26 protein-coding genes and 1 rRNA gene are annotated in these 26,884 nt (G+C 65.5%); 17 read left to right on the plus strand and 10 right to left on the minus strand.

The genetic code is table 11. The features are described 5' to 3' along the window. Positions 1 to 34: 34 nt before the first annotated feature. Positions 35 to 880, plus strand: a complete 846-nt coding sequence (locus ACIP90_RS07715) for an SRPBCC family protein (RefSeq protein WP_400578246.1) — start codon at positions 35 to 37, stop codon at positions 878 to 880. Between the two features lie 107 nt (positions 881 to 987). Here ACIP90_RS07715 and ACIP90_RS07720 read toward each other — a convergent pair whose 3' ends face one another. Continuing rightward, positions 988 to 3,207 (minus strand): NADP-dependent isocitrate dehydrogenase, encoded by a 2,220-nt coding sequence (locus tag ACIP90_RS07720; protein ID WP_400578247.1) that lies wholly within the window; start codon positions 3,205 to 3,207, stop codon positions 988 to 990. Positions 3,208 to 3,584: 377 nt separating this feature from the next. Between ACIP90_RS07720 and ACIP90_RS07725 the strand changes: the two genes are divergently transcribed. Both ACIP90_RS07725 and ACIP90_RS07730 read left to right on the plus strand, forming a co-directional pair. Next, positions 3,585 to 4,616, plus strand: coding sequence for a trypsin-like serine peptidase (locus ACIP90_RS07725; protein WP_400578249.1), 1,032 nt, complete (start codon positions 3,585 to 3,587; stop codon positions 4,614 to 4,616). Continuing rightward, the gene (locus tag ACIP90_RS07730) at positions 4,597 to 4,785 is read left to right on the plus strand and encodes a hypothetical protein (protein WP_400578251.1); all 189 of its coding nucleotides are present in this window, start codon (positions 4,597 to 4,599) and stop codon (positions 4,783 to 4,785) included. The genes ACIP90_RS07725 and ACIP90_RS07730 overlap by 20 nt, the downstream gene beginning before the upstream one ends. 177 nt (positions 4,786 to 4,962) lie before the next feature. On the opposite strand, the gene purH is transcribed toward ACIP90_RS07730, so the two are convergent. Further along, entirely contained in the window at positions 4,963 to 6,633 is a 1,671-nt protein-coding gene (gene purH, locus ACIP90_RS07735; RefSeq protein WP_400578252.1) for a bifunctional phosphoribosylaminoimidazolecarboxamide formyltransferase/IMP cyclohydrolase, read from the minus strand. Positions 6,634 to 6,787: 154 nt separating this feature from the next. Between purH and ACIP90_RS07740 the strand changes: the two genes are divergently transcribed. Further along, the gene (locus ACIP90_RS07740) at positions 6,788 to 8,140 is read left to right on the plus strand and encodes an MFS transporter (RefSeq protein ID WP_400578254.1); all 1,353 of its coding nucleotides are present in this window, start codon (positions 6,788 to 6,790) and stop codon (positions 8,138 to 8,140) included. A 94-nt stretch (positions 8,141 to 8,234) separates the two neighbouring features. Here the strand turns inward: ACIP90_RS07740 and ACIP90_RS07745 are convergent, their stop codons facing one another. Together ACIP90_RS07745 and purN are read right to left on the minus strand one after the other, a co-directional pair. Then, the gene (locus ACIP90_RS07745) at positions 8,235 to 9,125 is read right to left on the minus strand and encodes a hypothetical protein (protein WP_400578255.1); all 891 of its coding nucleotides are present in this window, start codon (positions 9,123 to 9,125) and stop codon (positions 8,235 to 8,237) included. Positions 9,126 to 9,258: 133 nt separating this feature from the next. Beyond that, a complete protein-coding gene (purN, locus tag ACIP90_RS07750) occupies positions 9,259 to 9,852 on the minus strand; it encodes a phosphoribosylglycinamide formyltransferase (RefSeq protein WP_400578257.1) in 594 nt (197 codons plus the stop codon). A 39-nt stretch (positions 9,853 to 9,891) separates the two neighbouring features. Between purN and ACIP90_RS07755 the strand changes: the two genes are divergently transcribed. Beyond that, the gene (locus ACIP90_RS07755; protein ID WP_400578259.1) at positions 9,892 to 10,332 is read left to right on the plus strand and encodes a hypothetical protein; all 441 of its coding nucleotides are present in this window, start codon (positions 9,892 to 9,894) and stop codon (positions 10,330 to 10,332) included. 31 nt (positions 10,333 to 10,363) lie between these two features. Here ACIP90_RS07755 and ACIP90_RS07760 read toward each other — a convergent pair whose 3' ends face one another. After that, a complete protein-coding gene (locus ACIP90_RS07760) occupies positions 10,364 to 11,683 on the minus strand; it encodes a DUF6350 family protein (RefSeq protein WP_400578335.1) in 1,320 nt (439 codons plus the stop codon). Positions 11,684 to 11,855: 172 nt separating this feature from the next. Here ACIP90_RS07760 and ACIP90_RS07765 point away from each other — a divergent pair, with 172 nt between their 5' ends. Continuing rightward, positions 11,856 to 12,317 carry a DUF4383 domain-containing protein gene (locus ACIP90_RS07765; RefSeq protein ID WP_400578261.1) on the plus strand — a complete coding sequence of 154 codons (462 nt, stop codon included), beginning with the start codon at positions 11,856 to 11,858 and terminating at the stop codon, positions 12,315 to 12,317. Positions 12,318 to 12,552: 235 nt separating this feature from the next. Here ACIP90_RS07765 and ACIP90_RS07770 read toward each other — a convergent pair whose 3' ends face one another. Next, complete coding sequence (locus tag ACIP90_RS07770) at positions 12,553 to 12,732, minus strand: hypothetical protein (RefSeq protein WP_400578263.1); 180 nt, start codon at positions 12,730 to 12,732, stop codon at positions 12,553 to 12,555. A gap of 163 nt (positions 12,733 to 12,895) precedes the next feature. On the opposite strand from ACIP90_RS07770, the gene ACIP90_RS07775 reads away from it, so the two are divergent. Both ACIP90_RS07775 and ACIP90_RS07780 read left to right on the plus strand, forming a co-directional pair. Then, on the plus strand, positions 12,896 to 13,954 hold the full coding sequence (locus ACIP90_RS07775) for a hypothetical protein (RefSeq protein ID WP_400578265.1): 1,059 nt from the start codon (positions 12,896 to 12,898) through the stop codon (positions 13,952 to 13,954). Between the two features lie 87 nt (positions 13,955 to 14,041). Then, positions 14,042 to 14,182 carry a hypothetical protein gene (locus ACIP90_RS07780; RefSeq protein ID WP_400578267.1) on the plus strand — a complete coding sequence of 47 codons (141 nt, stop codon included), beginning with the start codon at positions 14,042 to 14,044 and terminating at the stop codon, positions 14,180 to 14,182. 101 nt (positions 14,183 to 14,283) lie between these two features. Here the strand turns inward: ACIP90_RS07780 and ACIP90_RS07785 are convergent, their stop codons facing one another. Further along, positions 14,284 to 14,883, minus strand: coding sequence for a MarR family winged helix-turn-helix transcriptional regulator (locus tag ACIP90_RS07785; protein ID WP_400578269.1), 600 nt, complete (start codon positions 14,881 to 14,883; stop codon positions 14,284 to 14,286). Between the two features lie 105 nt (positions 14,884 to 14,988). Continuing rightward, entirely contained in the window at positions 14,989 to 15,492 is a 504-nt protein-coding gene (locus tag ACIP90_RS07790; RefSeq protein ID WP_400578271.1) for a PRC-barrel domain-containing protein, read from the minus strand. A 366-nt stretch (positions 15,493 to 15,858) separates the two neighbouring features. Here ACIP90_RS07790 and ACIP90_RS07795 point away from each other — a divergent pair, with 366 nt between their 5' ends. The 9 genes from ACIP90_RS07795 to ACIP90_RS07835 all read left to right on the plus strand — a co-directional run bounded on the left by ACIP90_RS07795 (position 15,859) and on the right by ACIP90_RS07835 (position 25,623). Next, entirely contained in the window at positions 15,859 to 16,758 is a 900-nt protein-coding gene (locus tag ACIP90_RS07795; RefSeq protein WP_400578273.1) for a hypothetical protein, read from the plus strand. Next, entirely contained in the window at positions 16,755 to 17,186 is a 432-nt protein-coding gene (locus ACIP90_RS07800; RefSeq protein WP_400578275.1) for a phage holin family protein, read from the plus strand. Before ACIP90_RS07795 ends, ACIP90_RS07800 begins: the two co-directional genes overlap by 4 nt. Beyond that, complete coding sequence (locus ACIP90_RS07805; protein WP_400578277.1) at positions 17,183 to 17,812, plus strand: DUF3618 domain-containing protein; 630 nt, start codon at positions 17,183 to 17,185, stop codon at positions 17,810 to 17,812. The genes ACIP90_RS07800 and ACIP90_RS07805 overlap by 4 nt, the downstream gene beginning before the upstream one ends. Before the next feature lie 168 nt (positions 17,813 to 17,980). Further along, positions 17,981 to 18,847, plus strand: coding sequence for an HNH endonuclease (locus ACIP90_RS07810; protein WP_400578278.1), 867 nt, complete (start codon positions 17,981 to 17,983; stop codon positions 18,845 to 18,847). 198 nt (positions 18,848 to 19,045) lie between these two features. Beyond that, the gene (locus ACIP90_RS07815) at positions 19,046 to 20,482 is read left to right on the plus strand and encodes a flotillin family protein (RefSeq protein WP_400578280.1); all 1,437 of its coding nucleotides are present in this window, start codon (positions 19,046 to 19,048) and stop codon (positions 20,480 to 20,482) included. Then, positions 20,475 to 20,723 carry a hypothetical protein gene (locus tag ACIP90_RS07820; protein ID WP_400578282.1) on the plus strand — a complete coding sequence of 83 codons (249 nt, stop codon included), beginning with the start codon at positions 20,475 to 20,477 and terminating at the stop codon, positions 20,721 to 20,723. The genes ACIP90_RS07815 and ACIP90_RS07820 overlap by 8 nt, the downstream gene beginning before the upstream one ends. A 96-nt stretch (positions 20,724 to 20,819) precedes the next feature. After that, positions 20,820 to 21,977 (plus strand): glycosyltransferase family 4 protein, encoded by a 1,158-nt coding sequence (locus tag ACIP90_RS07825; protein ID WP_400578283.1) that lies wholly within the window; start codon positions 20,820 to 20,822, stop codon positions 21,975 to 21,977. Then, positions 21,974 to 23,356, plus strand: a complete 1,383-nt coding sequence (locus ACIP90_RS07830; protein WP_400578285.1) for a UDP-glucose dehydrogenase family protein — start codon at positions 21,974 to 21,976, stop codon at positions 23,354 to 23,356. The genes ACIP90_RS07825 and ACIP90_RS07830 overlap by 4 nt, the downstream gene beginning before the upstream one ends. Before the next feature lie 122 nt (positions 23,357 to 23,478). Then, positions 23,479 to 25,623 (plus strand): putative bifunctional diguanylate cyclase/phosphodiesterase, encoded by a 2,145-nt coding sequence (locus ACIP90_RS07835; RefSeq protein ID WP_400578288.1) that lies wholly within the window; start codon positions 23,479 to 23,481, stop codon positions 25,621 to 25,623. A gap of 15 nt (positions 25,624 to 25,638) precedes the next feature. On the opposite strand, the gene ACIP90_RS07840 is transcribed toward ACIP90_RS07835, so the two are convergent. Continuing rightward, positions 25,639 to 26,478, minus strand: a complete 840-nt coding sequence (locus ACIP90_RS07840) for an SDR family NAD(P)-dependent oxidoreductase (protein WP_400578290.1) — start codon at positions 26,476 to 26,478, stop codon at positions 25,639 to 25,641. A gap of 94 nt (positions 26,479 to 26,572) precedes the next feature. After that, positions 26,573 to 26,689: ribosomal RNA gene (rrf, locus tag ACIP90_RS07845) — 5S ribosomal RNA — on the minus strand. Positions 26,690 to 26,884 lie beyond the last annotated feature (195 nt).

Raw genomic sequence — 26,884 nt, forward strand, 5'->3', positions numbered from 1 at the left:
GCAACAGCCCGCTCGCTGAAGGAGTGAACTACGCATGGCAACTGTGCAGGAATCCATCGAAGTCGATGTCCCCGTCAGCACGGCCTACAACCAATGGACCCAGTTTGAGGACTTCCCACATTTCATGAGCGGCGTCGACTCGGTGCGCCAAATCGATGACACCACCGTTCATTTCGAAACGAGCATCGCCGGCGTCAAACGTCGATACGACGCCCAGATCACTGTTCAGGAACCTGATCAGCGTGTCACCTGGGAAAGCCTGAATGAGCCACGCAACGCCGGAACCGTCTGGTTCGAGTCTTTGGGGCCGGAGCAGACGAAGGTGAACGTCGAACTCACCTGGGAGCCCGAGTCCGCAATGGAGAAAATGGGCGCCGCCGTTGGTCTTGACTCCCGCCAGGTTGCTTCAGACCTCAAGAAGTTCAAGAAGTTCATCGAGAGCCAGGGTTCGGAAACCGGTGCATGGCGTGAGAGCGTCCACGACGGCGAGGTGGACGACCAGCGAGGGGCCACCGGGACGGCTGGCATGGCCGGGGCCGCCGGAACTGGTGCAGGACTTGGGGCTGCCGGAGCAGGTGCAGGGTTGGGCGGCTACGGTGCCGGCACGTCAGGCACCGCGGACGCCAGCGACGAAACCATCGGCACGGCACCCTCGGCGGCAGATGATGCCACGGGCTACGCTGCCGGGCCCGGAATGGATGCGACGCCAGGGCGGACGTACGAGTCAGGCGACGCGTACGATGCCGCCGCCACCGAGAGGCCGGTGGATGCGGATCCGGACATGGCCGTCGACGCCCCCTACGGAGATACTGAGGAGGGCGAACCCCGCAACGAACCCAGGCTGGGCAACACCAGGCGGGACGAAACCCCGGAGAGGTAGAGGCAGCCCTTGGTCGGCGCGGGCTTCCTCCCCGCTGATCGTGAATGCTGAGAGTTAACGAAGAAGCGCCCCGCCACTCCAGCGAGTGGCGGGGCGCTTGTTTGGTCTTAGCCCAGGCTGGCGACAACCTTGTTCAGCGTGGCAGATGGCCGCATGACGGCCGCGGCCTTTTCGGCGTCGGGGCGGTAGTAGCCGCCGATGTCGGCCGGTGAACCCTGGACAGCCAGGAGTTCGGAAACGATGACGTCCTCGTTGGAGCCCAGAGCTTCGGCGACCGCGGAGAAGGACGCTGCCAGTTCTGAGTCCTCCGTCTGCTTGGCCAGTTCCTGCGCCCAGTACAGCGCCAGGTAGAAGTGGCTGCCCCGGTTGTCGAGCTCGCCGACCTTGCGCTTCGGGGACTTGTCCTCCAGCAGGAACGTCCCCGTAGCCCGGTCCAGTGTGTCGGCCAAGACCTGCGCCCGGGCGTTGTCCGTGGTGCTGGCCAGGTGCTCGAAGCTGACGGCCAGGGCGAGGAATTCACCGAGGCTGTCCCAGCGGAGGTGGTTCTCCTTGAGAAGCTGCTGGACGTGCTTCGGTGCGGAGCCCCCGGCGCCGGTCTCGAACAGGCCGCCGCCGTTGATCAGCGGAACGATGGAGAGCATCTTGGCGCTGGTGCCGAGTTCGAGGATTGGGAACAGGTCCGTCAGGTAGTCGCGGAGCACGTTGCCGGTGACGGAGATGGTGTCTTCTCCCCTGCGGATGCGCTCGAGGGTGAACGCGGTTGCCTTCACCGGCGACATGATCTCGATCTGCAGGCCCTCAGTGTCGTGCTCCTGCAGGTATTCGCGGACCTTCTCAATGAGCTTGGCGTCGTGCGCGCGGCTCTCGTCCAGCCAGAACACGGCAGGCGTCTGCGAGGCGCGGGCACGGTTGACAGCCAGCTTGACCCAGTCACGGATGGGCAGGTCCTTGGTCTGGCAGGCGCGCCAGATGTCGCCGGGGCCAACCTCGTGTTCGATCAGGACCGTTCCGGAGGCGTCCACGATCTGGACCTTGCCGGGGGCCTGAATTTCGAACGTCTTGTCGTGGCTGCCGTACTCCTCCGCCGCCTGGGCCATGAGTCCCACGTTCGGCACAGTGCCCATGGTCGTGGGGTCGAAGGCGCCGTTGGCGCGGCAGTCATCGATCACTACCTGATAGATGCCGGCGTAGGAGCTGTCCGGCAGAACTGCCAGGGTGTCCGCTTCCTTGCCGTCCGGCCCCCACATGTGGCCGGAGCTGCGGATCATCGCCGGCATGGAAGCGTCAACAATGATGTCGCTGGGGACGTGCAGGCTGGTGATGCCCTTGTCGGAGTCGACCATGGCGAGGGCGGGCCCTTCTTCAAGGCCCTTCGCGATGGCCGCCTGAACGCCTTCGCGGACGTCCTCGGGGAGATCTTCGAGGCCGTTGAGGATGGCGGCGAGACCGTTGTTGGGGCTGATGCCGGCGGCGGCGAGCTGCTTGCCGTACGTGTCGAACAGTTCAGAGAAGTAGGCCTTGACCACGTGGCCGAAAATGATGGGATCAGAGACCTTCATCATCGTGGCCTTCAGGTGTGCCGAGAAGAGGACGCCCTCCTCCTTGGCACGTGCAACCTGGGCGGCAAGGAACTCGTCAAGGGCGGCAGCGCGCAGCACGGTCCCGTCGATCACTTCGCCGGCCAAGACCGGGAACGCCTTCTTAAGGACCTTGACCGTACCGTCTTCGCGGACCAGCTGGATCTCGATGGTGCCGTCGGCCGGGATCACTACGGACTTTTCGTTGGAGCGGAAGTCGTCGGCTTCCATGTGGGCCACGTTGGTCTTGGAATCCGCAGTCCAGGCACCCATGGAGTGCGGGTTCTGGCGGGCGTAGTTCTTAACGGACAGCGGCGCGCGGCGGTCCGAGTTGCCCTCGCGCAGGACCGGGTTCACGGCGGAGCCCTTGATCTTGTCGTAGCGCGAGCGAATGCTCGTCTCTTCGTCGGAGGAGGGGTTGTCCGGGTAGTCCGGCAACTTGTACCCCTGGGCCTGCAGTTCGGCAATGGCGGCTTTCAACTGCGGCACGGAAGCGCTGATGTTGGGAAGTTTGATGATGTTGGCTTCCGGCTTCTTTGCCAGTTCACCGAGTTCAGCCAGGGCGTCACCGATCTGCTGTTCTTCAGTGAGGTAGTCGCCGAACACGGCGATGATGCGGCCGGCCAGCGAAATGTCGCGGGTCTCCACCTGCACACCTGCGGTCGACGCGAATGCTTCGACGATCGGCAGGAACGAATATGTGGCCAGCATCGGCGCTTCGTCGGTGTGGGTATAGATAATTTTGGCCATGCTCGGGCGTCTCCCTGGAGGTCGGCTGTATGTGGAATCCGGTCTATTTCACCAACCTTTAACTTACCCGAGGTCATCATGGAGAGCCCCACCAAGGTGGGCTGTATCACTTTGGTGACGGAATCCAGCGATTAAGTCGATTAAGTGGGGCGTGAGGTGCCCATTGTCCCCCGCGCCGCGTACCCCTATCTTTAGCTCATGACAGAAAACCGCCTCACCGGCTGAGCGTAGCCGGTACGCCCTGCGGCAGGGGCAGAACGCACTACCCCTACCTGGAACACATAACTTCAAACGACTTTTACAAGCTTGTCATGTCCGGGTAGCCTCAATTCTCCACAGGTGCGCTGCTACGGCGCCCACCGATAGGTAGGACCACCATGACGAGCAACAAGTCTCTGGCCACTAGCCTCGTGAGCCTCTCCGCGGGTTTGCTGCTGACGCTCTCCGCCGCCGGCGGCGCAACGGCTTCTCCTGCAAAGGCGCAGGATCCCGTGCAGCCGCAGATCGCCAGCGCGACGCTCACGACGTCAACTGCGGCGAGTTACTGGACGCCCGAGCGCATGCGGGCCGCCGTTCCCGGCGATGTCCTCGCAGCGAAGGCCGTTGCCCGGCAGGTCATCGTTCCCTGGCAGGTCAAGGGTCCCCAGCAGCTCAACGGCAATGGCCTCGCAGGCCTCGGCGAGCAGGGTTCCCTGACCAAGATCGCCGGCACGTCCGGTAAGGGCAAGACAAGCGCTCTGCACAAAGACGAACTGCCCGTGAGCCACATCGGCAAGGTTTTCTTTACCCTGGGCGGCGCCAACTACGTCTGCTCCGGCAACTCAGTGGCCGCGCGCAACAAGAGCACCGTCTCCACTGCCGGGCACTGCCTCAACCAGGGGCCGGGCGCCTTCGCGACGAACTTCATTTTTGTCCCGGCCTACAATGACGGAGAGGCTCCCTACGGCAAATGGGCGGCCAAGACGCTCTTTGCGCCCAAGGAATGGAGCACCGACGGCAACATCCAGTACGACACCGGCTTCGCGGTGGTTGCCGAGCTTGACGGCCAGAAACTTGCCGACGTGGTTGGTGCCACCGGCGTCGTGTTCAACCAGTCGCGAGGACTGACGTACAAGGCGTTCGGCTACCCGGCGGCATCTCCGTTCACCGGCAAGACACTCGTCAGTTGCTACGGGAAGGCGGGCAATGATGCCGTCAATCCGCAGTTCAACACGCAAGGCATTCCCTGCGACATGACCGGCGGTTCCTCCGGCGGTCCCTGGTTCCTCGCTGAGAGCACAGACAGCCCCTTGGGCTTCCAGAACTCGGTCAACAGCTATGGCTACGGCAGCCGCTCCACCGCGATGTACTCCCCGTACTGGGGTTCTGTCATCGAGCAGGTCTACAAGCGTGCAGCAGCCGCCAGCTAAGGACGGACCGCCGCCTGGGGAGGACGCGGTAAGCAGCTCCGAGGTCCGCCAGTCGCCGGAGGAAATCCTGGCGTACTGGACGCCGGAGCGCATGGCTGAGGCGAAACCGCGGGAGATCCTGCTCCCCTCCCCCAGGGAGGAACCTGACCGGGAACCCGGGGACAACTAAGTCCATGAAAGCCCGACGGCGGCTGTCCCCTTGAGGGGGCAGCCGCCGTCGTACGTGGCGGTTGGGCCCACGCCGCCCGGGTTCCCTGGCCGAGCGCAGCGAGGTTAGGGAGGCGGTTGGGCCCACGCCGCCCGGGTTCCCTGGCCGAGCGCAGCGAGGTTAGGGAGGCGGTGGGGACTAGTGGAAGAAGTGCCGCGCTCCGGTGAAGTACATCGTGATGCCGGCCGCGTTGGCTGCCGCGATGACTTCCTCGTCCCGGACTGAACCGCCTGGCTGGACCACGGCGCGGACGCCGGCGTCGATCAGGATCTGCAGGCCGTCGGCGAACGGGAAGAACGCGTCGGAGGCTGCCACGGCGCCGCGTGCACGCTCCGGGGCGCCGGCGGTTCCGACATTGGAGGCGCCGCCGGCACCGTCCACTTCGGACTCCACGGTCACGCCAAGCGTGTTGGCGCGCTCGACGGCAAGCTTGCAGGAGTCGAGACGGTTGACCTGGCCCATGCCGATGCCCACGGCAGCGCCGTCGGCCGCGAGCAGGATGGCGTTGGATTTTGCGGCGCGGCAGGCGGTCCAGGCGAAGGCGAGGTCGGCCAGCGTGGCGTCGTCGGCGGCGGCGCCGGCGGCGAGGGTCCAGTTGGCGGGGTTGTCGCCGTCGGCGTCCACCTTGTCGGTGATCTGGACGAGCACGCCGCCGGAGACCTGGCGGATTTCGGCCGGGTAGCGGCCATAGCCCCCGGGCAGCGCCAGCAGGCGGATGTTCTTCTTCTTGGAGAGGATCTCCACGGCTTCCGGCTCGAAACCGGGGGCGATGACAACCTCAGTGAAGATGCCGGCCACGGTGCGGGCCATGCCGGCGGTGACAGTGCGGTTGGCTGCGATCACGCCGCCAAAAGCGGAGACAGGGTCGCAGGCGTGTGCCTTAGCGTGGGCGTCCGCGATCGGGTCTGCGGCGTCCGCGGAGCCGACGGCCACGCCGCACGGGTTGGCGTGCTTGATGATGGCCACGGCCGGCTCGGCGAAGTCGAACGCGGCGCGGAGGGCGGCGTCGGCGTCAACGAAGTTGTTGTAGCTCATGGCCTTGCCGTGGAGCTGGTCGGCCTGGGCGATACCTGCCGGGGCTGCTTTGTCCACGTAAAGCGCGGCCTGCTGGTGCGGGTTTTCGCCGTAGCGGAGCACTTCGGAGCGTTCCAGCGCGAGTCCGGCGTAGGCGGGCCAGTCGATGACCCCGTCGCCGTCCTCGTCCAGGAACTGGCTGGCCGTCCAGGTGGCCACGGCGTTGTCGTAGGTGGCGGTGTGGGCGAATGCCTTGGCGGCCAGGCGCTGGCGGGTCTTCAGGTCGAAGCCGCCCTCCGCGGCGGCGCGGACGACGTCGCCGTAGAACTGCGGATCCACCACAATGGCGACGGCGGCGTGGTTCTTCGCGGCGGAGCGCACCATGGCGGGGCCCCCGATGTCGATCTGCTCCACGACGTCGTCCTGCGCGGCGCCGGACTTGACGGTCTCCACGAACGGGTACAGGTTCACCACAACAAGGTCGAACGCCTCGATTTCCATTTTGGCGAGGGTTTCCATGTGGGCCGGAACCCGACGGTCGGCCAGGATGCCACCGTGGACGCGCGGATGCAGGGTCTTGACGCGACCGTCCAGCATTTCCGGCGATCCCGTGACCTCCTCGACTTCCTGGACGGGGATGCCGGCGTCGGCAATCTTCTTGGCAGTGGAGCCGGTGGAGACGATCCTGACACCTGCGGCGTGCAGGCCCTTGGCCAGCTCCTCCAGACCGGTCTTGTCGTAGACCGAGATCAGGGCTCGGCGGATGGGAACACGGTCAAGCTGCGTCAGGGTCACAAAAGTCTCCGTCGTAATCGCGCGGCGGCATGCCGCGGTTGGTGGGGATACGGCCAGTTTATCGCGTCACGGGGGATGGCTTTCCTGCCCGCCCGAGTGTGAACACGGCATGGTTCCCGCGCAGCGCAACGTAAGGTTTAGAACAGGAGGCGAGATGAACATTTACACCACTGTGCCCAGCGGCGAACAGGTGGTCCAGGAACTGCCGTGGCGCTGGAGGGTGCAGGGCAGGATCTTCCTGATCGGCGGTCTGGGGTTCATGTTCGATGCCTGGGACGTGACCTTGAACGGCATCCTGATCCCGCTGCTGTCGTCGCACTGGCAGCTCACGCCGGGCGAGGCAGGCTGGATTGGCACGGCCAACCTGATCGGCATGGCCCTCGGCGCGTTTGTCTGGGGCACCATCGCCGACACGATCGGGCGCAAGAAGGCGTTCACCGCCACGCTGCTGATCTTCTCGCTTTTCACCGTTCTCGGTGCGTTCTCCCCCGACTTCATCTGGTTCTGCCTCTTCCGCTTCATGGCCGGTTTCGGCCTGGGCGGCTGCATCCCGGTGGACTATGCGCTGGTGGGTGAATTCACGCCGCGTCGGCAGCGTGGCAGGGTCCTGACCGCCATGGACGGCTGGTGGCCGGTGGGCGCCGCACTGTGCGGCTTCGTCTCGGCCGGACTGGTGGCAGCCTTCGCGGACTGGCGGCTGACCATGATGGTGATGGTGCTGCCGGCCCTCCTCGTTTTCTGGGTGCGCCGCAGCGTTCCCGAATCGCCGCTCTTCCTTATCCGGAAGGGCCGGCGCGAGGAAGCGGCCAAGGTCATCGACGACCTTGTCCAGGCCACCGGTGCGGAGCCGCGCGCCTACAGCCTGCCGGACCCGCAGGCAGTCCCCCGGCTGTCGGCAGGCAGCGCGTGGCAGCAGCTGCGCGGTGTCTGGGCATTCAACTGGAAGGTCACGGCTGCGGCGTGGGGCCTGTTCTTCAGCATCCTCCTCGTCTACTACCTCTCCCTGACGTGGATGCCGCGGATCCTGATCGGCGCCGGTTTCGCCGAATATAAAGCGTTCCTGACGACGGCGGGCATGGCCGCCGTCGGGCTTCTTGGGGTGGTGGCGGCCGCCCTGCTCGTGGAACGGCTGGGCCGGAAATGGCTGCTGATGATCACCGGCCCGCTGTCAGCGCTGACCCTCGTGATCGTGGCCTTCGTGGTGGACATTCCGACGGCGGCCGTATTCTGGCTGCTGGTCTTTGGCTTCATCGTGCAGGTGGCCATCCCTGTTCTCTACGCCTACGTTTCCGAGCTCTACCCCACCGAGCTGAGGGGTTCAGGCTTCGGCTGGGCGTCCACGTTCTCCCGGCTGGGCGCCGGCTTCGGGCCCCTGATCTTCGCCAACTACTTCTGGCCGGAGCTGGGCCTGGCAACGTCATTTGCCCTCGCCGGCGGCTTGGTCCTGCTGGCCGTGCTGTGGATGATGTTCTTCGCCCCGGAGACCCGGCAGCGCCGCCTCGAATAGCGTCCATGCTTTGTTGCTTCTCTTGTGGCGGTTCCGACCGAATGAATTAGCCGGGATGGGAACCGCCATAAGCGATGGCGCAGCAGGGATGGAACTACTGGATGCAGGTGACGTGGACGGTGATGGTGGCCACCTCCCTGGTCTGAGTCACCGACCACCCTTGCCCGACAAGGGCCGGACGGCTCGCCGTTACCTGGTTGCTGGGGGTCGTCAGCAAGCCACTATAGCCGCCGCTGATGGCGACCTTGCCCGCGGGGCACATAGCTGAGACGGTAAAGCCGCTACCGGTCACCGTCACCACAGAAACACTCGTGGAGGCGGCGGCACCCGTGGCACCTGTAGCCCCCGTGGCACCCGTGGCGCCTGTGGCACCAACGGGACCGACGGCGCCCGTCGCACCGGTTGCTCCGGTGTCGCCCTTCTCGCCCTGGATGCCCTGCGCTCCGGTCTCGCCGGTCGCCCCCGTGTCACCTTTCTCGCCCTGGATACCCTGCGCCCCGGTCTCGCCTTGAATGCCTTGGGCGCCGGTCTCACCCGTGTCACCCTTCTCCCCCTGGATACCCTGCGCCCCGGTCTCGCCGGTGTCACCCTTCTCACCCTGGATGCCCTGCGCCCCGGTCTCGCCGGTGTCGCCCTTCTCACCCTGGATACCCTGTGCCCCGGTCTCGCCGGTGTCGCCCTTCTCACCCTGGATACCCTGCGCTCCGGTCTCGCCGGTGTCACCCTTCTCACCCTGGATGCCCTGGATGCCCTGGATGCCCTGGATGTTCCAGGAGATGGCCGTCTCCTTCTTGGTGTCACAGGTGGCGCCAGCGGAAAGAATCCGGACCTGGCCTCCGTTGTTGTTGCTGTAACAGGCGTTGATCTCGCCGCCTGCAGACGTTGACGCCGCATAGGCGGCGGTGGCGGCCCCCGTCCCGAGGACAAGGGCAACTGAAAGGCACACCACTTTCGGACTGGTTTTGGCAAAGCTGAATTGCGGCACTGGAGACCTCCTGCAAGGACAACGCTGAATAGGACGGTGTCAGCGTAAGGTGCGGATCCGGCCCCCAACCAGCGTGGTGAGGTACTTCCAGCTACCCGTCTTTTAAGGGGGTATACCCGGTTATTGGCGCGGACTACTCGCTTTTTAGAACCGATCCCGCGCGGTGCTCGGCGGCGAGCGAAGCGAGGGTGGAGACGAGCAGCCGGCGCTCCACCACCTTGATGCGTTCGTGCAGGGTCTGTTCGGTATCGCCATCCTCGATGGTCACGGCTTCCTGGGCGATGATGGGGCCGGTGTCCACTCCGGCATCGGCCCAGTGCACGGTGCAACCGGTCACCTTCACGCCGTACGCCATGGCGTCCCGGACGCCGTGGGCTCCGGGGAAGGACGGCAGCAGTGCGGGGTGGGTGTTGAGGTATTTGCCGTCGAAGGCATCGATGAATTCCGGGCTCACGATGCGCATGAATCCCGAGGACACAACAATGTCCGGCTGGTAGGCCGCCACGGCCTCCGTCAGCGCGGCGTTCCAGGCTGCGCGGTCCGGATAGGCCTTGAAATCCACCACGAACGTGTCGATTCCTGCCGCGGCTGAGCGCTCCACTCCATACGTGCCGGGCCGGTCCGCGCCCACCGCGGCGATCTCCACGTCCAGCTGCCCCGCTTGTACGGCATCGATTACTGCCTGGAGGTTGGAGCCGGTTCCGGAGACGAGGACTACTATGCGCATTGCTCAAGCTTAGGCGGCCGCTCGCGTAGGCTGGAAAACATGAACCCCACTCCCGGCCCCGACGGGTCACAGCGGACCAAACTTCCGCTCAGCGAGGGCGCAAAGTCCTCGCTGCTGAAAACACACACCCTGTTCCGCATGTTCATCGTAGCGGTGCTGGGCTCGTTCTTTGTTTTCCAGCTCGACCTTAACTACCTCTGGCTGACGGCCATTCTGACGCTTGCGGGCATCGTTCTTGGGATCATCGTGCTTGTCCGCGCCGTCCGGCTCAAGGAGTCCAGGCTGGTGCTGTTCGGGGCCATCTCCGGCCTGGCCGTATCCGCCGTGATGGCGCTGCTGGTCCTCGTCTCCGCCGTGTTCTTCAACCAGGTGCGCGACTACCAGCAGTGCGCCCGCTATGCCTTGACGAGCCAGGCCAGCAATGATTGCCGGATCCAGCTCGAAAACTCGATGCCCGGCCAGCTCCAGCCGGGGCGCTGAGCGCGTCCGCTACGCGTCGCGCCTAGATCCGTTACTTGCCCGGGGCGGCCCCGAGATCCGCTTCCCGCAGCTCCTGCCGGCGCTCCAGCCACGGGCCGGCTGCGTAACCGATGACGACGCCGATGCCGGCTTCCGCCGCCACCCAGACTGCCGTCCACAGAGGGTCGGGCCCGATGTCATGGAGGCGGCCGATTCCTGCCGAACCATGCGCTATGCCTGCGAGCGCGCCTGCCAGCAGGCCAGCCGCGGTTCCGGCGATGATGCCCAGCACCAGAGTGGAGGCTGCAGCCGTGAACCACCGGACGCGCACCTTGATGGACAGCCACTCGTCAAAGTGGTTCTCCCCCTCACGCAGGAACCACCAACCGCCCAGCACTCCGGCGAGCACCGGCACTACGAGGGCCACGAAGCCGTAATCGAGCGGGCCGGCAGGAATGGCCCCAAGGACCGGGACTGACGGGAGGGGCCCCACGGCCGTGCCCAGTGGGCCGACTTGGGAGCCCGCTCCGAGGGCGAAGCCCGAGCCGGACACCCAGGCGAGTGCAAAGACGGCGAGGTTGGGAATGAAGCCGAGCTGCGCAAGGGTGAGCGCCGCGCCCCCTACCGCGCCGGCGTCGAGCGCTTCGTAGACTGCCACCACGAGGTTCCAGTGGATGAAAAGGTCAACCGCCAGCAGGGCCGAAGACAGCGCCAGTGCTGCCATGAGCGTGACGAAGCCGGCCTTGACCGCGGAGGCCAGGTAGGAGCCTGCCCAGCGCGAGTGCTGGCTGGTCCGCGCGATCCAGTCCACGGCGTCGACGCCGATCAGCCGGCTCCACGACCCGGCCTCGCGCCGTGCTCCGATCACCATGCCCAGCGCAAAGGGAACCAGGGGCAGCAGCGCGGCCCACCAGAGGAACACCCCGACGTCTTCGGTGCGGCACACGAATCCGGTGGTGACGCCGAATCCCGCATAAACCAGCCAGGAGCCCAGCAGCGCCTGCCACAGCTGGTCGGTGTACGAGGCGCGGGCCAGTCGCCGGCCCGCCCGCCACGCGAGCAGGAATGGAATGAGCGTCATGCCCAGCGGGATGAGGGAGAGAGTGCCCGTCTCCGGTCCGGCAGCGGCACCGTCGACGACGGTGGTCAGGTACAGGGGCACCCCGTGGATGACGAGCCAGGCCTGGCCGGCCAGGCGCGCCAAGAAGTCGAACTGCGTGTCCCGGAAGCCGGAGGTTGCCCACACGGCGACAACGGGGGCAATAACCACCAGGGCGGAAATAAATGCGGCCTGGGCCGACTCCAGCCCGCCCTGCAGCCACAGGGGCATGGGAAGGCCACGGTCACCGGTCTGATCAGCGCGCAGTTTCATCGTGGTCCATCGTGCCATGTGCGCCCTCGTCCAACTGTTTTCGACAGGCTCTTCGGCGCAGAAGACGGCCAAAGGGAATCCCGTGCGGCGTTGGCCGTGGCCGCAGCCAGCGCTTTTTACGGTGTACAGAAGTAAAATTAGGTTGTCCGCAAACAGTGGTTGGAGGCAGAAAATGACTACCGCATCCCCACATGCACACGGCGTTCACTTTGGTCGGACGGACGTCCAGAACGTTGGCATGGGTGTTGGTATTCTCGCGTTGCTGGTAGGTATTCTGGGATTCATCCCGGGCATCACCGCACGTTATGGCGAACTGATGTTCCTTGGGCCTGATTCGCACGCCATGTTGTTTGGCCTGTTCCAGGTATCCATGCTGCTCAACATTGTGCAGCTGGTCATCGGTGGAACCGGCTTGGCCATGTCCCGCAGTGAAATGGGTGCGCGCAGGTTCCTTATGGGCGCCGGTGCGCTGTACATCATCCTCAGCATCTACGGGCTCAGTGTCGGAGTGGATTCGGCGGCCAATTTCCTGTCGCTGAACATGACGGATAGCTGGACCCTGATGGTGGCGGGTGTTCTCATGATTGTCGCCGGCTGGATGTTCTCGCGGCATCTGGCCGGTGACAGGAAATAAACCCGGAACGCGAACGCCGGGAATAGGAGCCGCGAATGAGTAGATATCTAATCTGAAAATTCGTACTACCGGTTGGTGCAGGTGTCCCGCGCAAGTCGTGGGCGGCTGCACCAGCTTTGCGTTGAAGGTACTTCAGCAAGAACCCTGGGGGTCGAAGACTTCCCACTGGATTGGGCCGCGTTCGGGCTGGGCCTGCCTCCAGCCTCCAGCAGCCAGCCTCGAGGCCGATCAAAGCCTAGAAACGGATCATTGAGTACGGCTGGCTGGGCAGGTTGCCGGCCGTCCACGGCCGCTGGGACGGCTCGGTGGGAATGTGGCCCCGTCCGTCACGCACAACCACCCGCACCGTGGCAACGATTGCGACGGCGGCGGCTACTGCCAGAACTATCAGGACGACGACGATCGACCCGGCCATGACTCCAACACCTCTTAAGCCAATTTTACGGCCGAAAGAGCTCACATTCGGGGTATTCTTCCCGCCGGCCCGCAAATGATAAGCAGGCGAATAAATTTCCTCTGGACGCGGCCGCCGCCCGGGCATATCCTGATCTCCCATTGCCTCTGGGGGGTGAATCGGAATGGGCGGTTCCCTGCGCTCGTGGTGCGCAGTACCTGTGCGCGCCCTGCTCGTGCCCGCCCTGCTTGCATGCGCCTGGCTCATCTGGGGCGCAGGCACCGCACAGGCATCATCCCAATCGTCCATAACCCCCGCTTCAGGGCTGCTCGATCCTGGCACGTCCGGTGATCCAGCGGGGTCGGTATCCGGCATCCCGAGCACGAGCACGGCGACGTCCAAGGCCGTGTCCGCCGATCCGTCGATGCCCCCTAAACAGGGCCTGCCGGCCAACTTGGTTCCGGTCACTGACACAGTGGCCGCCGTCGGGGGCACGCCGGACGCTCTCGTCGGCGAGGCGGCGGCTGCCGTCTCCACGGAGACCAAGACAGCGGCGCCGGCACTTTCTCACATCGACAACGCAGTAGCCGCAGTGGACGAGGCTGTCGCCACACTGGAACCGCGGTTGCCGCGGCTTACCCCTCCGGTTCCTGTGGTCCAGCTTCCGGTTCCCGTGGTCCAACTTCCCGTTCCGGTTCCCGTGGTCCAACGTTTCGCCCCCAAGCCCTTCCCAGGGCAGGAGGCACGGCCTGCCTTGCGGCCGGCACCGGCAGCGGCCGCCCCGGACGCCGGACGGCCAACCGCGGCGGTGCACCCAATTTCTGCGGCGAAGGCCCCCGTAGCTTCCGCTGCTGCACCTTCCACCGTACGCAGGGCTGCACCCGCCAACACAACCGCCAACAGTCCTGCCGCCCCCGCGGCGGCGGAGATTCAAGAAGCTGGCAGCCGTGGCCAGACCCTGGCTCAGCTTCATATGACCTCCATCAGCCGCCCGTGGGCGAGGAGCGCAGTCCAGACGGATCCGCTGAGGGTCCCCCACAGCCTTTCCGGCGTAGACGTCGTCGGGCTGGCGGCCACGCACGGCGAGTCTGGCTCCTCCAACTCTGAGGGTTCCGGCGGGCAAGCCGCGGATGTCGCGGCCTTCTGGAACACACTGTCCCAACTGGCCGGCGAGCGCCGTCTTGACGCCGCCATCGTATTGCCTCCCAGCCCGGCATTCGATCCGGGGTCTTCCCCCGACTGAACAGGTCAACTCTGCCCTCATCACGGCAGAACCGACCACCTGCGCCACCGGCGTACGGATTCCAACGTTCATTCAGGAGAAAATGTCATGTTTACCCACGCCCCGCTGTTTGCTGTCCCCACCCGTTCTTCCCGCGCAAGCATCGGCAACTGGCCCAATCTCACGTCCGGTTTCATCGGCAACTGGCCGGACCCCATGACCAAGAGCAGCCTCACGGCGAGGTCCTGAAGTGCATGGGCAAAAACGCTAAAAACGGTGTCTCCCGCACTGCCAGGGGCAGCGCGGGAAACACCGTCACATTCCCTTTTCCTGCTTCCGTTGAGAGTCCCTCAGCTTTCCGGGGCTTTGTCCCCTGACGGGCCTTTGCCGGCCTCTCCTGGATCCTGTTCCGAGGCGTCCAGAGGCACCGTGGAGTCGATTCGCCCGGAGCCGGTCTCTCCCGCGGTATCTTCATCCGGGCCATCGTCGCTCTCCGAAGGCGTCTTTCCCTGCCGGGCACCCAGCCGAGGTGAGCGGGGAAAATGGCTGATCACCCGCGCGAGCTCACGGCTCAAGGCGGTCCCCTCCACGATGTCCTGCGGCAGGGTTTCCTTCTCCACCTGACGGGCCGCAGCCAAGGCATTCAGCCCCGCCTCGGTGATAGCCACCTCGTTGCTTCTCCGGTCCGAGGGGCTGGACTTGCGGGAGACCAAGCCAGCCTCCTCAAGACGGGCCAGCACCCTGCCCAGGGACTGGCTGCGGACATGGATATCTTCGGCCAACTGTTCCTGGTTCAGGGGTCCTGCGGTGAGGCCTTGAAGGGCAATGACTGCGGCATGGGTGAGACCGAGCTCAGCCAGGGCCTGGTCCTGCCGGCGCTGGATAAGCCGGGCAGCCATCGACAGCAACTGGTGTGGACCCCATTGCTCCGCATCAGCGTTCGGGACCATCAGTTCCGCCCTCCCCATTCACATATGAGCTTTCCCGAGGCCACACGTCGGCAGGTAACTGCCCTTCGGGGCCAGGGGTAGCACCTGTGCCCAATGCCTGCCGCGTCAGCGCCGTCCGTTGCCGGCAAGCCTGTGGGCCTCGATTACGTCCTCCGCTGCGGTGCCGGATGCCTCGCGCCCGACCGTGTCTGATGCGTCGGCAACGTTGTAGGTGCCGCCGCGTCCGGCGGCAAATCCGGCGTCGCGCTCTGTGCCTGTGCGTCCCGTTGCGACGCCGGCGGCGGGCACCCCGCCACTAAGCCGGTAATGCTTGTAGAGCCGGTCTTCGTCGGATGGCTCCAGGTGCCCGTCCGCATCCACGCTGGGCGCCTCCATAACCTGGTTCCTGGTGTACGGGACGACGATGTCGCTGCCCTCAAGACGTGCGCCTGCAAGCGGGACATAGGACTTGGACGTGCCGAAGGGGCCAGTGCGTGCCGTCACCCAGGTGGGCTGGCCTGTGTCGTCATCAGCGTAGATCTGGCCGATCGAGCCGACCTTGTCTCCGTCCGCGGAGAAGATGCAGCCGTCCTTGTTGAGCAGATCGGCGATATGTTCCTTTGTGAGCATGCTGCCTCCTTGGATCCTGACTACTGGTGCACTTTCGTTGCTTTGGGGGTAACTCCGGCGGACTCGCAGCATCGGGCCGGGACGGCTGCCCGTTACGCCAGTCAACCTCACACGTATACCCTAAGCATGCTTACTATCAGACTGGCAAGCGTGCTTTGCATTTTCTTTCGACGGCTCCGGCGCGGATGGGCGCCAAACCGCCAGCGCGGAGCCCTCGAATAACCGGCACCACCGGCAGGCATGCGGGAGATGATGACAAAAAAGCGAAGGGTGCTTACTATTTTTTAGTAAACGTGCTTACCATTGCATGCCAGCAACGCTGGTTCCTGAAACAGCAGCTGACCCTTTCGGAAAGAGAGAGCGAAGATGACAGAGAACCAATGGCCGCAGGACGGGAGCCTGACAGTTCCCTCGGCTACACAGAACTCACCGGCTTACGGCTCGGGCATTTCCTCCGGGAGCCCGGCGTCGGCCACGAAGACCGATACCGCCAAGGAAGAAGCCTCGAACGTCGCAGGACAGGCCGCCGGCGCAGCCCAGAATGTGGCGGGCACGGCCAAGGCTGAGGCGGCGAATGTGGCTGCCGAAGCAAAAACCAACGCCAAGGACCTTCTGTACCAGGCAAAGTCGGATCTCACCAGCCAGGCAGGGGCCCAGCAGCAGAAGGCCGCCGAAGGCATCCGCACCATCTCCTCCCAGCTGCGTTCCATGGCTGATGCCCCGGACCAGCAGGGCGTTGCCTCCGACCTCATCCGCCAGGCTGCGGAACGCTCCGAATCCGTCGCCTCCTGGCTCGACAACAGGGATCCGGGATCACTGCTGAACGAAGTAAAGTCCTTCGCACGCCAGCGTCCCGGCACCTTCCTGCTGCTCGCCGCCGGAGCCGGCATGCTCGCCGGACGCCTGGGCAGAAGCCTCCAGGCGGGAGCCCCGGCCAGCACAACAGCAGCCGGCACGGCGGTTCCGCCCCAGCCCGTGCAGCCCCCGGTCACCGAAGGCGCGTTGGGCGCGGGTGTCGGCGCGCCACTCTTCGACGAAACCGCCACGGCACGGCCCGGCTACGGACAGCAGGAGTACGGCACACCGGCCTACAGTGAACCGGTTGCCGGTGAACCTGCCTACGGTGAGCCTGGAATCGGCGAGCCCGCCCGTCCAGGCATGGCCGCTCCCGGCTCTGCCCAGACCCTTCCGGGAAGTTCCACTGCAGGGGTTCCGCAGCGTGACGCGGATGACCCCTTTGCTGAAGGTGAAGGACGTCACCTGTGAGCAGCCAGATACCGGAGACACCTCCCACCACCGCGCACGCCAAAGCGGACGCCAATTCCCTTGGGGATCTCCTGGGTGATGTTACCCGGGACCTCTCCACCCTGATGCGTCAGGAAGTGGAACTGGCCAAGGCAGAAGCGAAACAGTCGGCCACGAGGGCCGGCAAGGGCGGCGGCATGCTTGCCGGCGCCGGGGTAGCCGGCCACTTCGTGCTCCTGTTCCTGTCGATCGCCCTCTGGTACGCCCTGGGCGAGCTGATAGGCCTGGGCTGGTCCGCCGTCGTCGTTGCCGTGATTTGGGGCATCATCGCCGCCATCCTGGCCTCGGTTGGCCGCAAGGAACTCAAAGCCATCAAGGGCATGCCCCAGACCGCCGAGACCATCCAGGAAATCCCTCCGACACTGAAACCCAATGGAGACAAACGATGAGTGAAAACCCGGACGCCATCCGCGCCGACATCGAAGCAACCCGCGCACGCCTCGGCACCAACGTTGATGCGGTTGCAGACAAGGTCACCCCGTCCAACATCGTCCACAGGCAGACCGACAAGGTCAAAGAGGCCGTCTTCGGAGTGAAGGAGAAAGTCATGGGAGCAGCGGAACACACGTCGGAGCACGCCCACAGGGCTTCGAGCAGTGCCGGTTCCGCGATGGGCGACGCCGGCTCGACCGTCAGTTCCACACTCCAGGACGCCGGCAGCGCCGTGGCCGACGCCCCGCACAAGGCAGCAGTGAAGACGCAAGGCAACCCACTTGCCGCCGGTCTGATCGCCTTCGGCGCGGGCCTCCTGGTCTCCTCCCTGATTCCACCGAGCCAGAAGGAGCGCGAAGCAGCTGAGGCCCTGAAGACCGCAGCCGAACCGGTCACCACGCAGCTCACCGAAGCTGCAAAGGATATGGCGCAGGGGCTGAAGGAACCGGCCCAGGAAGCCATGGAAAACGTGAAAGCCACGGCCGCCGACGCCGCCGAGCACGTTAAGGGAGAAGGCCAGACGGCCGTCTCCGACGTCAAGGCCAGCGCCGCGGACGCCAAGGACCACGTCCGGAACACCTAAGGACCCACAGCACGACGGCGGCCGCCTCCCCTTTTCGGTGAGGCGGCCGCTTCGCGTCCCGGTGCGTTTGACGGCTTTTGTGCGCTGCCCTGCCACGGCCTCTCCCCTTCCGTTCACGGGCACCTGGCAACAGGCCCGGCGCAGCCGAATCACTGCAAGAATATGCGTATGACAGCCATCATCCTGGCGTGGGATCCTGACCACAGCGAGGGCTGGAACCACGCCGCCGCCGTCGAACGTGTGCGGGAGACAGGCCAGGTCCTGACCGGCTGGGCCGTGGACGGCCCGGTAGACGTGCACGCCGGTGATGAGGCCTGGCTGTGGCTGCAGGGCCGCCGCCGCGGACTTTTGGGCCACGGTCTGGTGGTCTCGGGTGAGGCCCCGGGGGCCGCGCTGCCGGCGGCCGGCGAGCGGCGCATTGGCTCCCGGCGCATCACGGTGGCGTTCGATGCCCTCCTTCGGTCCGGCGACCAGATCCTGCCAGGAGTCCTTGCCGACGCTGTGCCGGAGATTCCGTGGGAGGACCTGGCGCAGCCGGCGCTTGCCCTTGACCCGGTGCTGGAGTCGGGAGTCCGGGCCGTGTGGCGGGAGTTGGGACCGGCCCAGGCGCCGGACCCCGTCCACCTCGTGCCGGGGAGCTATCCGGAGCAAGCGGTCAGCCGGGTGCAGGCCAACCGCTTCGAAAGCAGCGTTGAGGCTCAGAGGATCTGCGTGGCCCACCACGGCACCAGCTGCGCCGCCTGCGGCTTCTCCTTCGAGTCCGCTTATGGGGAGACCGGCTCGGGGTTCATCCAGGTCCACCATCTGGTGCCTGCCGGTCAGATCGGCAATGATTATGAGCTCGATCCGGTGACGGACCTTGTGCCGCTCTGCCCGAATTGCCACGCGATGGCGCATCTGGATGTGAGCACGCCGCGGACGGTGGCAGAGCTCAGGCAGCTCATTGCCGGGGCAGGCTATCTGGCGGGACAAACGCTATCGCCGGAAGAGCTGGAAGCCCAGCGGGATGCCCGCCGGATTCTGGAACAGCACTGATGCTGGAACAGCACTAGAGGGCGGCCGCGTCGGGGCGGGCCGGCGGAGCACCGGCCCGCCCCCCGGATCCTGATCATCAAATTGCTGGACTTTCCCGCGTGCGCCCGGCAAGACTGTCTATCACAGCTGAAAGTTTCGGCGCGTCCGGTGTGTCGGTACTGTACTTCGCCTTTTTCAATGACGTGAAAGGACACATCCATGGAAGCCCTGTCAGCTTTCCTCCCCACTATCGCCATCATCGTCGGGGTCCTCGCCGGAATCGCTGTGATTTGGGTGGCCATAAAGCTGATGTGGAAGGTTGCTGAGCCCAACGAGGCCCTGATCATTTCAGGCCTGACGCGAGGAACCCTCGAGAACACGGACGGAATGGACTTCAAGATCGTCACCGGGCGGGGCGCGCTCGTGGTCCCTGGGCTGCAAACGGTCAGGGCGCTGTCCCTGACCCTGAATGAAACCGAACTCAAAGTCTCGTGTGTCACCTCCCAGGGCATCCAGGTCATCGTGGATGGCGTGGTCATCTACAAGATCGGCGATGCGCCGGCCTTCATCGCCAATGCCGCCCGGCGGTTCCTCGGCCAGCAGCCCAAGATGGAAAGCCAGGTCTACAACGTCTTTGAGGGACATCTCCGCTCCATCATCGGCAGCATGACGGTTGAAGAGATCATCCGCGAGCGCGACAAGCTGGCTTCCCAGGTCCGCGGCGCGAGCGGTGTGGAAATGGAAAAGCTCGGACTCGTCGTCGATTCACTGCAGATCAAAGACCTGCAGGATCCCACGGGATACATCCAGAACATCGCCAAACCGCACATTGCGCAGGTCAAGATGGAAGCCCGCATCGCCGAGGCAACCAGGAACCGGGAAGCGGCCGAGAAGGAGGCCGAGGCGGCGGCGCAGATTGCCGACGCCCAAAGCGTCTCGGCCATCAAACAGTCCGTTGCGCAGGCCAACGCCGAGCGGGCCAAAGCCAACGCGGCCCAGGCGGGGCCGCTGGCGGAAGCAACGGCGCGGCAGCAGGTGGTGGTGCAGGAAACCGAAGTGGCCAAGCTGGAGGCGGACCGCGAGGAACAGAAGCTCCAGACGCTCATCCGCAAACCGGCCGACGCCAAGGCGTATGCGCAGCGGACCGAAGCCGAGGCCCAGAAGTCCGCGGACATCAGCGCCGCCGAGGCCCGGGCAAAACGGACGGAACTCGAAGCGCAGGCCAATGCCCGGCGCGTTGAAGTCGAGGCCCAGGCCAGCGCTTCGGCGGCGGCGGCCATGGCGGGAGCCACGCGTGTGACAGGTGAGGCGGAGGCCGCTGCCACGAGGGCCCGGGGTGATGCCGCCGCGTCCGCGATCAAGGCGAAGGCCCTGGCGGAAGCGGAAGGCATCAAGGCGCGGGGCGACGCACTCGAGACCAACCAGGATGCCGTCATCGCCCAGCAGTTGGCGGAAAACATGCCGGCCATTGTGTCGGCTGCGGCGGAGCCGTTCGGCCACGTGGGCCAGATGACGGTGCTGAACGGCGGCGACGGCCTCAACGGCATGATCGGCGGCATCCTCTCCCAGGCCGGCACGTTCCTTCCGCGCCTTTCCACCGCGCTGAAGGACGGCCACGAGCCGTCAAAACGATCCCCGAAGCCGCCCAGTGCATAGGAACGTCGACCACAGCCTGACAGGCAAGATCGGCAGGGTCACGGGGCGGATAGGCCCGGGAACGGTCGGTGAGGTGATGCTGCCGTTCCGCGGCGGGACCAGCGCCTTCCATGCCTACCCGTTCGACAAGACCAGCGTCTTCCCGGTCGGTGACAAGGTGCTTGTCATCTACTTTGAACCGCCCCAAACGGTCTTTGTTGATGAACTGCCGGACATCCTCCGGTCCGACGCCGCCGGATAGGCCTGTCGGCACCGGCGTCCTCCTGTTAACCCAACCTTTGCCTCAGCGTCACGCCCACTCCGCCGCAACGTCAGACGCCCCGATCACGGTGGAGGGGTGAGGATCGCAATAGTCGCTGAATCATTCCTGCCGCTGATGAACGGGGTTACGCACTCCATCCTGCGGGTGCTCGAACATCTGCAGGAGCGCGGGGATGAGGTGATGGTGATCGCGCCGTCGACATCGGACACCGATGTTCTGGATGTTGTCCACGGCGCGATTGTGCATCGGCTCCCCTCCGTGCCGCTGGCCGGGTATGCGAATGTCCGGGTGGCCGTGGGTGGCGTGTATCGGGTCAAGAGAATGCTTGCCGATTACGCTCCCGACGTGGTTCACCTGGCATCGCCGTTCGTGCTCGGCTGGCGGGCGGCCCAGGCGGCCGCCCAGCTGGGCATCCCGACCGTGGCGATCTACCAGACTGAGGTTCCCAGCTACATGGCCCGCTACGGCGTGCCATTCCTCGAGAACTGGGCCTGGAACCGTGTGGAGAACATTCATCTGCTGGCCGACCGGACGCTGGCGCCCTCCACTTTCGCGCTGAACCAGCTGCGCGGCCGCGGGATTCCGCGGGTGGACATGTGGCGGCGCGGTGTGGATACCGCGCGTTTTGCACCGGAAAAGCGCGACGGCGGGTGGCGGGCGTCGGTGGCACCCGGCGGTGAGCGGATCATCGGCTATGTGGGCCGGCTCGCGGTGGAAAAGCAGGTCGAGGACCTGGCGGTGCTCGCCGATGTCCCCGGCACACGGCTGGTCATCGTGGGCGACGGTCCGCAGCGCGCGGCCCTTGAAGAAGCCATTCCGAGCGCGGTTTTCACCGGGTTCCTGGGCGGCGAGGAGCTGGCCAGGGCAGTGGCTTCGTTCGATCTGTTTGTTCACCCGGGTGAATTCGAAACCTTCTGCCAGACCATCCAGGAGGCCATGGCGTCCGGTGTGACGGTGGTGGCTACCGGGCGCGGTGGCCCTCTGGACCTGGTGGAAAACTCTCGGACCGGATGGCTGTACCGGCCAGGCGACCTGGCCGATTTGCGGAGCCGCGTGATGGACCTGATGGGCGACGATGCCAAGCGCCGCGCGTTCGCAGCGGCTGCGCACGCTTCGGTCCAGGACCGGACATGGCCGGCCCTCAACGCTGAACTGGTCCGTCACTACAGGGAGGTCATCGCCGCCTCCTCAGTGTCCGCCGGACGCTCAACCTCAGAAGGAGCAGGCCTGTGAAAATCTCTGTAGTCGGCTGCGGCTACCTCGGTGCCGTACACGCAGCCACGCTCGCTTCCATGGGCCACACGGTGGTTGGGATCGACGTTGATCCTGCCAAAGTGGAGCGCCTGGCCGGCGGCGTTGCCCCCTTCTTCGAACCGGGCCTGGACGAGCTGCTGCGCGATGGCCAGGCCACCGGCCGGCTCACCTTCTCGACGGATTTCGGCGCCGCCGCCAGCGCCGAAATCCATTTCCTCTGCGTGGGCACACCGCAATCCAAAACGTCCGACGGCGCCGACCTCAGCTACCTGGTCTCGGCCACCGAAAGTCTCCTTCCGCACTTAAGCCGCGGTGCCGCCGTCGTCGGTAAATCAACGGTGCCCGTGGGAACCGTTGACATGCTTGGCGGAATTCTCGCCGGCCGGCGGGACGTCCTCCTCGGCTGGAATCCGGAGTTCCTGCGCCAGGGTACCGCGGTGAAGGACACGCTGGTGCCCGACCGGCTGGTGTATGGCGTGCCGGGCGGCAGGGACGCCGCCTTTGAACCGGGAAGCAGTGCACCGCGGGGCGTCACTGCGGTGCTGGATGCCGTGTATGAGCCGCTGCTGTCTGCCGGCATTCCGCGGCTGGTCTGCAACTTCGCCACGGCCGAGCTGATCAAGTCTGCGTCGAACGCGTACCTGGCCACAAAGGTCAGCTTCATCAATGCCATGTCGGAGTTGTGCGACGCGTCCGGGGCTGATGTCCGCGAGCTCAGTGAAGCGATGGGCCTCGATCCCCGGATAGGAAGCCGGTACCTGCACGCGGGGCTGGGTTTCGGCGGCGGCTGCCTGCCAAAGGACATCCGGAGCCTGAAGGCCCAGGCCTCAAAGCTGGGCGTTGAGTCGGCGATGGAGTGGATGCAGCTGGTGGACTCCGTGAACGCGGGTCAGCGGCTCCGGACAGTGGACCTGGCCCGCGAGCTGTGCGAGGGCCATCTCGCCGGCCGCACGGTGACGGTGCTGGGCGCCGCGTTCAAACCGGACACGGACGACGTCCGCGACTCACCGTCCCTGGACGTCGCCCTCCGGCTCGCCGCGGCCGGCGCGCACGTGACCGTGACCGACCCGAAGGCCATCAACACAGCCTGGATGCACTACCCGCAGCTGCGGTTCGAGCCCTCTACGGCCCGGGCGCTGGAGGGGGCCGAGCTCGTTCTGCTGCTCACCGAATGGGATGAGTACCGCACTTTGTCACCTGCCGTCGCCGGGCAGCTAGTACGACGCCGGACGGTGCTGGACGCACGAAACGTCCTGGACGCCGCAGGCTGGGAAGCGGCGGGCTGGACAGTCCGCGGCCTGGGAACGAGCGCCGGGGTGCCGCTGACGGGCCCGGTCGAGGCCAAGTTCGCCCACTGAGCAACCCACCCGGACTCCCTTCGGAGTCTCCAGGGGTAGAGTCCGGCTTGGCCGGGACTCTATGATTTCTGGAGGGGGGATGTTCATGAAGAAGATTTGGTCTCACGCGGAGCATGCCTGAAATGGGGGCTCCTTCGCCGCACGAGCAGCAGGAAGGTCCGGGGATCGGCCTCCAGTCAGTCTTCGATGCGCTGCCGGACGCCGTGCTGGTGATAGCCGATGACGGCTCAATCAGCCTCGCCAACACTGCCGCCGCGTCCATCTTCGGGTACGCCCCGCAGGACCTGATCAGCCGGGACCACCGGTTCGTGCTGCCCAGCGGTTTCCCCGAGGGCTTTGAGCGTCACTTGGCCTCTCTTCGCGTCAGCTCCGACGCTCCGCCTCCGTCACCTTTTGAGACGTACGGCCTCCGCAGCGACGGCAGCGAGTTCCAGGGAGAGGTGGCCAGTTCCCTGCTTGCATCGGAGCAGGGAACGTTCCTGGTGGCGTGCTTCCGCCCGACGTTCCACCGGGAAGAGACCGATGACGGGCTGCGCGAAGCGATGTCGCTGCTCAGCGCCACGCTGGAGTCGACGGCGGACGGTATCCTCGTGGTGGGCGTCGACGGCAAGATCGCCGGGATGAACGACCAGTTTTCTGCCATGTGGCACATTCCCCACGAGCTGCTTGCCACCCATGACGATGAAGCCGTGATGGGCTTCGTCCTGGGACAGCTCTCTGACCCGCAGACCTTTGTGGAGAAAGTCCAGGACCTGTACGCGCACCCCGCCGCTGAGAGCCACGATGTCCTGGAATTCCTGGACGGCCGGACCTTCGAACGGTACTCACGGCCCCAGAAGGTGGGCGACAAAGTGGTGGGCCGGGTCTGGAGCTTCCGTGACGTGACGCCGCGGCGGCGTGCCCAGGAACAGGCGAAGCAGGCAATGGCCGAACTCGCCGAGCAGGCCGCGCAGCTGAAGGCCATGGCTTTCCAGGATCCGCTGACCGGGCTGGCCAACAGGAAACTGTTCCACGAGCAGCTGACTGAAGCGCTGAGCGGTGGGAGCAGTGCCGCCGTCGACGTCCTCCTCCTGGATCTTGACGATTTCAAGGAGGTCAACGATATCCTCGGCCATCACGCCGGTGACCAGATGCTCGTTGAGGTCGCCCGCCGGCTGCGGGCCTGCGTCCGTCCGGAAGATACTGTCGCACGGCTGGGCGGTGACGAGTTCGTGGTCCTCCTGACCGGGGCCCGGGATGCTGACAGCGTGGCGGAAGGCATCGTGGAATCACTGAACGTGCCGGTGTTGATCGATGGAGCCATGCTTCGGCCCAGTCTCAGCCTGGGTCTCGCTTCCAGGGGTGAGGGCAACATCGCGGCCTCGGAGCTGCTGCGCCGTGCGGACGTCGCGATGTACGCCGCCAAGGACGCCGGCAAGAATCAGTACCTGCGGTTCCGGCCGGAGATGATGACGGCGCTGGTCCGGCGGACGGACATGGAGGCCGGCCTGCGGCTGGCCATCGACAACGACGAGATCAGCGTAAACTACCAGCCGATAGTCTCGCCCCGGCTTGGTGAGGTCACCCAGTTGGAGGCTCTGGCCCGGTGGGACCGGGGCGGCGAACGGGTTCCGCCGTCGCACTTCATTCCTACGGCGGAACGCAGCGGGCTCATTTCAGCCATCGGGATGCACATGCTGCAGGAGAGCTTCACCCAGCTGCGTTCCTGGCTGGACGGCTCCCGGGAACGGTCCCTCGCCGTGAACGTCTCGGGCGTGCAGCTGCGGGAACGCGGGTTCGCCGGCGACGTTCTGCAGCTCGCGGAAAACTGCGGGATGAACCCCGGGCAACTGGTCCTGGAGGTGACGGAGAGCGTGTTCTTTGACCATGACGACCAAGTGATTCAGCAGCTGGGAACCCTCCGCCGCGCCGGCGTGCGGGTGGCCCTGGATGACTTCGGCACCGGGTACTCCTCGCTGGGGCGGCTTCAGGACCTACCGGTGGACGCGGTGAAGATCGACCGGTCCTTCGTCTCCATGATCCGTACAGGCGCCGAGAAACTCCCGATCCTCAGCTCCATGATCAACATGGCCCACTCGCTGGGGCTCACGGTCACGGCTGAAGGCGTCGAGACCGCAGCGCAGGCGGCCTACCTGACGGACCTGCAGTGCGATTCGCTCCAGGGCTACCTGTTCTCGTTCCCCGAACCGGAGACCGGCCTGGAGATCGCCCTCCTCCGCTCAGCCGATGCCATCGACGCGTTGGAGGGGATGCGGCTACGGCGCTGAGCGGGGGCGTTCGGCCTACCTTTGCTCCGCGGCCAGCCCGGCCCTGACCATCTCTTCACTGCGGTCCCAGAGCTCCCGCGCGAGCTTCGCGTCGTAGGCTTGCCTGTTGGCCTGGGCCAGTGCCCTCTTGGCGTAGTAGGCGCCGGGAACCCAGTCCCGGCCCGGCGTGGACGTCGCGAGCCACACCAGTGTGTCTGCGCCCTGGTCCGGGGTCAGCAGGAACCTGTTGATGAACGTCTTGTACGCGTGGCGGAACCAGCTCGTGGACTCCGCTGCGAAGTTGGTGGCCACCACGCCCGGGTGGAAGGCTGCCGCCGAGATTCCTGCCCCACCGTAGCGGTTCTGCAGCTCTGATGTGAACAGGATGTTGGCCAGCTTGGACGTGCCGTACGCACGGTTCGTCGAGTACGTGCGCTGGCCGTGAAGGTCCGCGAAATCCAGGTTTCCGAATCCGTTGGCCGCGCTGGCGGTGTTGATGACCGTGGCGCGGCTTGCCGTCAGGACGTCCATGAGTTCGGTGGTGAGCAGGAACGGGGCCAGGTGGTTGATCTGGAATGTCTTCTCGTAGCCGTCCACGGTAAGCTCGCGCCGGCCCATGATCCCACCGGCGTTGTTGACCAGGACATCGATCCGCGCGTACTTTGCCTTTAGAGCCGCGGCCAGGTCCCGGACGTGCGCGAGTTGGGCAAAGTCGCTGAGGAAGTAGTCAGCACCCAGGTCTGCGGCCACCGACTTTGTCTTCTCCGCAGAACGCCCGACAACGACGATCCGCTCTCCTGCCCGTGCCAGGTTCCGTGCGGCTGCCGCACCGATGCCGTCGCTGGCGCCGGTGATGACAATGGTTCGCTGCTGCATGAACTCAACCGTACCGGACCGGGGGTGGGGGTTGGGTGTTTAAATGCGGGAGAGCCCCGACCGTGTGGTTGGGGCTCTCGACCGTGTAATGGTTGTCCGGCGGTGACCTACTCTCCCACACCCTCCCGGGTGCAGTACCATCGGCGCTGTGGGTCTTAGCTTCCGGGTTCGGAATGGGACCGGGCGTTTCCCCCACGCTATGACCGCCGTAACCTTGTGTCCCGTCACGCACCCCGGGGGTGGTGTGGGAAATCTGTGGGTTACAACATGCTCCTGCCGGTTGAGGCAGGTGTGGTGTTGTTATTCAGTTATTCGGTTCCTGGGCCAGCAAAACCGGGGACGGGTTTGTTGGTTGGGAACCACATAGTGGACGCGGGCAGTCTTGTGTATCTTTTTACCAGTGCTT

It is taken from the genome of Arthrobacter sp. NPDC093139, assembly GCF_044754165.1.
In the GTDB taxonomy this organism is placed as follows: Bacteria; Actinomycetota; Actinomycetes; order Actinomycetales; family Micrococcaceae; genus Arthrobacter.

Coding starts and splice junctions, on each gene's coding strand:
- ACIP90_RS07715 (WP_400578246.1), top strand. CDS start 35: ATGGCAACTGTGCAGGAATCCATCGAAGTCGATGTCCCCGTCAGCACG.
- ACIP90_RS07815 (WP_400578280.1), top strand. CDS start 19,046: ATGGAAGCCCTGTCAGCTTTCCTCCCCACTATCGCCATCATCGTCGGG.
- ACIP90_RS07720 (WP_400578247.1), bottom strand. CDS start 3,207: ATGGCCAAAATTATCTATACCCACACCGACGAAGCGCCGATGCTGGCC.
- ACIP90_RS07740 (WP_400578254.1), top strand. CDS start 6,788: ATGAACATTTACACCACTGTGCCCAGCGGCGAACAGGTGGTCCAGGAA.
- ACIP90_RS07795 (WP_400578273.1), top strand. CDS start 15,859: ATGACAGAGAACCAATGGCCGCAGGACGGGAGCCTGACAGTTCCCTCG.
- ACIP90_RS07755 (WP_400578259.1), top strand. CDS start 9,892: ATGAACCCCACTCCCGGCCCCGACGGGTCACAGCGGACCAAACTTCCG.
- ACIP90_RS07790 (WP_400578271.1), bottom strand. CDS start 15,492: ATGCTCACAAAGGAACATATCGCCGATCTGCTCAACAAGGACGGCTGC.
- ACIP90_RS07765 (WP_400578261.1), top strand. CDS start 11,856: ATGACTACCGCATCCCCACATGCACACGGCGTTCACTTTGGTCGGACG.
- ACIP90_RS07805 (WP_400578277.1), top strand. CDS start 17,183: ATGAGTGAAAACCCGGACGCCATCCGCGCCGACATCGAAGCAACCCGC.
- ACIP90_RS07780 (WP_400578267.1), top strand. CDS start 14,042: ATGTTTACCCACGCCCCGCTGTTTGCTGTCCCCACCCGTTCTTCCCGC.
- purN (WP_400578257.1), bottom strand. CDS start 9,852: ATGCGCATAGTAGTCCTCGTCTCCGGAACCGGCTCCAACCTCCAGGCA.
- ACIP90_RS07760 (WP_400578335.1), bottom strand. CDS start 11,683: ATGAAACTGCGCGCTGATCAGACCGGTGACCGTGGCCTTCCCATGCCC.
- ACIP90_RS07785 (WP_400578269.1), bottom strand. CDS start 14,883: ATGGTCCCGAACGCTGATGCGGAGCAATGGGGTCCACACCAGTTGCTG.
- ACIP90_RS07725 (WP_400578249.1), top strand. CDS start 3,585: ATGACGAGCAACAAGTCTCTGGCCACTAGCCTCGTGAGCCTCTCCGCG.
- ACIP90_RS07840 (WP_400578290.1), bottom strand. CDS start 26,478: ATGCAGCAGCGAACCATTGTCATCACCGGCGCCAGCGACGGCATCGGT.
- ACIP90_RS07775 (WP_400578265.1), top strand. CDS start 12,896: ATGGGCGGTTCCCTGCGCTCGTGGTGCGCAGTACCTGTGCGCGCCCTG.
- ACIP90_RS07835 (WP_400578288.1), top strand. CDS start 23,479: ATGGGGGCTCCTTCGCCGCACGAGCAGCAGGAAGGTCCGGGGATCGGC.
- ACIP90_RS07810 (WP_400578278.1), top strand. CDS start 17,981: ATGACAGCCATCATCCTGGCGTGGGATCCTGACCACAGCGAGGGCTGG.
- ACIP90_RS07770 (WP_400578263.1), bottom strand. CDS start 12,732: ATGGCCGGGTCGATCGTCGTCGTCCTGATAGTTCTGGCAGTAGCCGCC.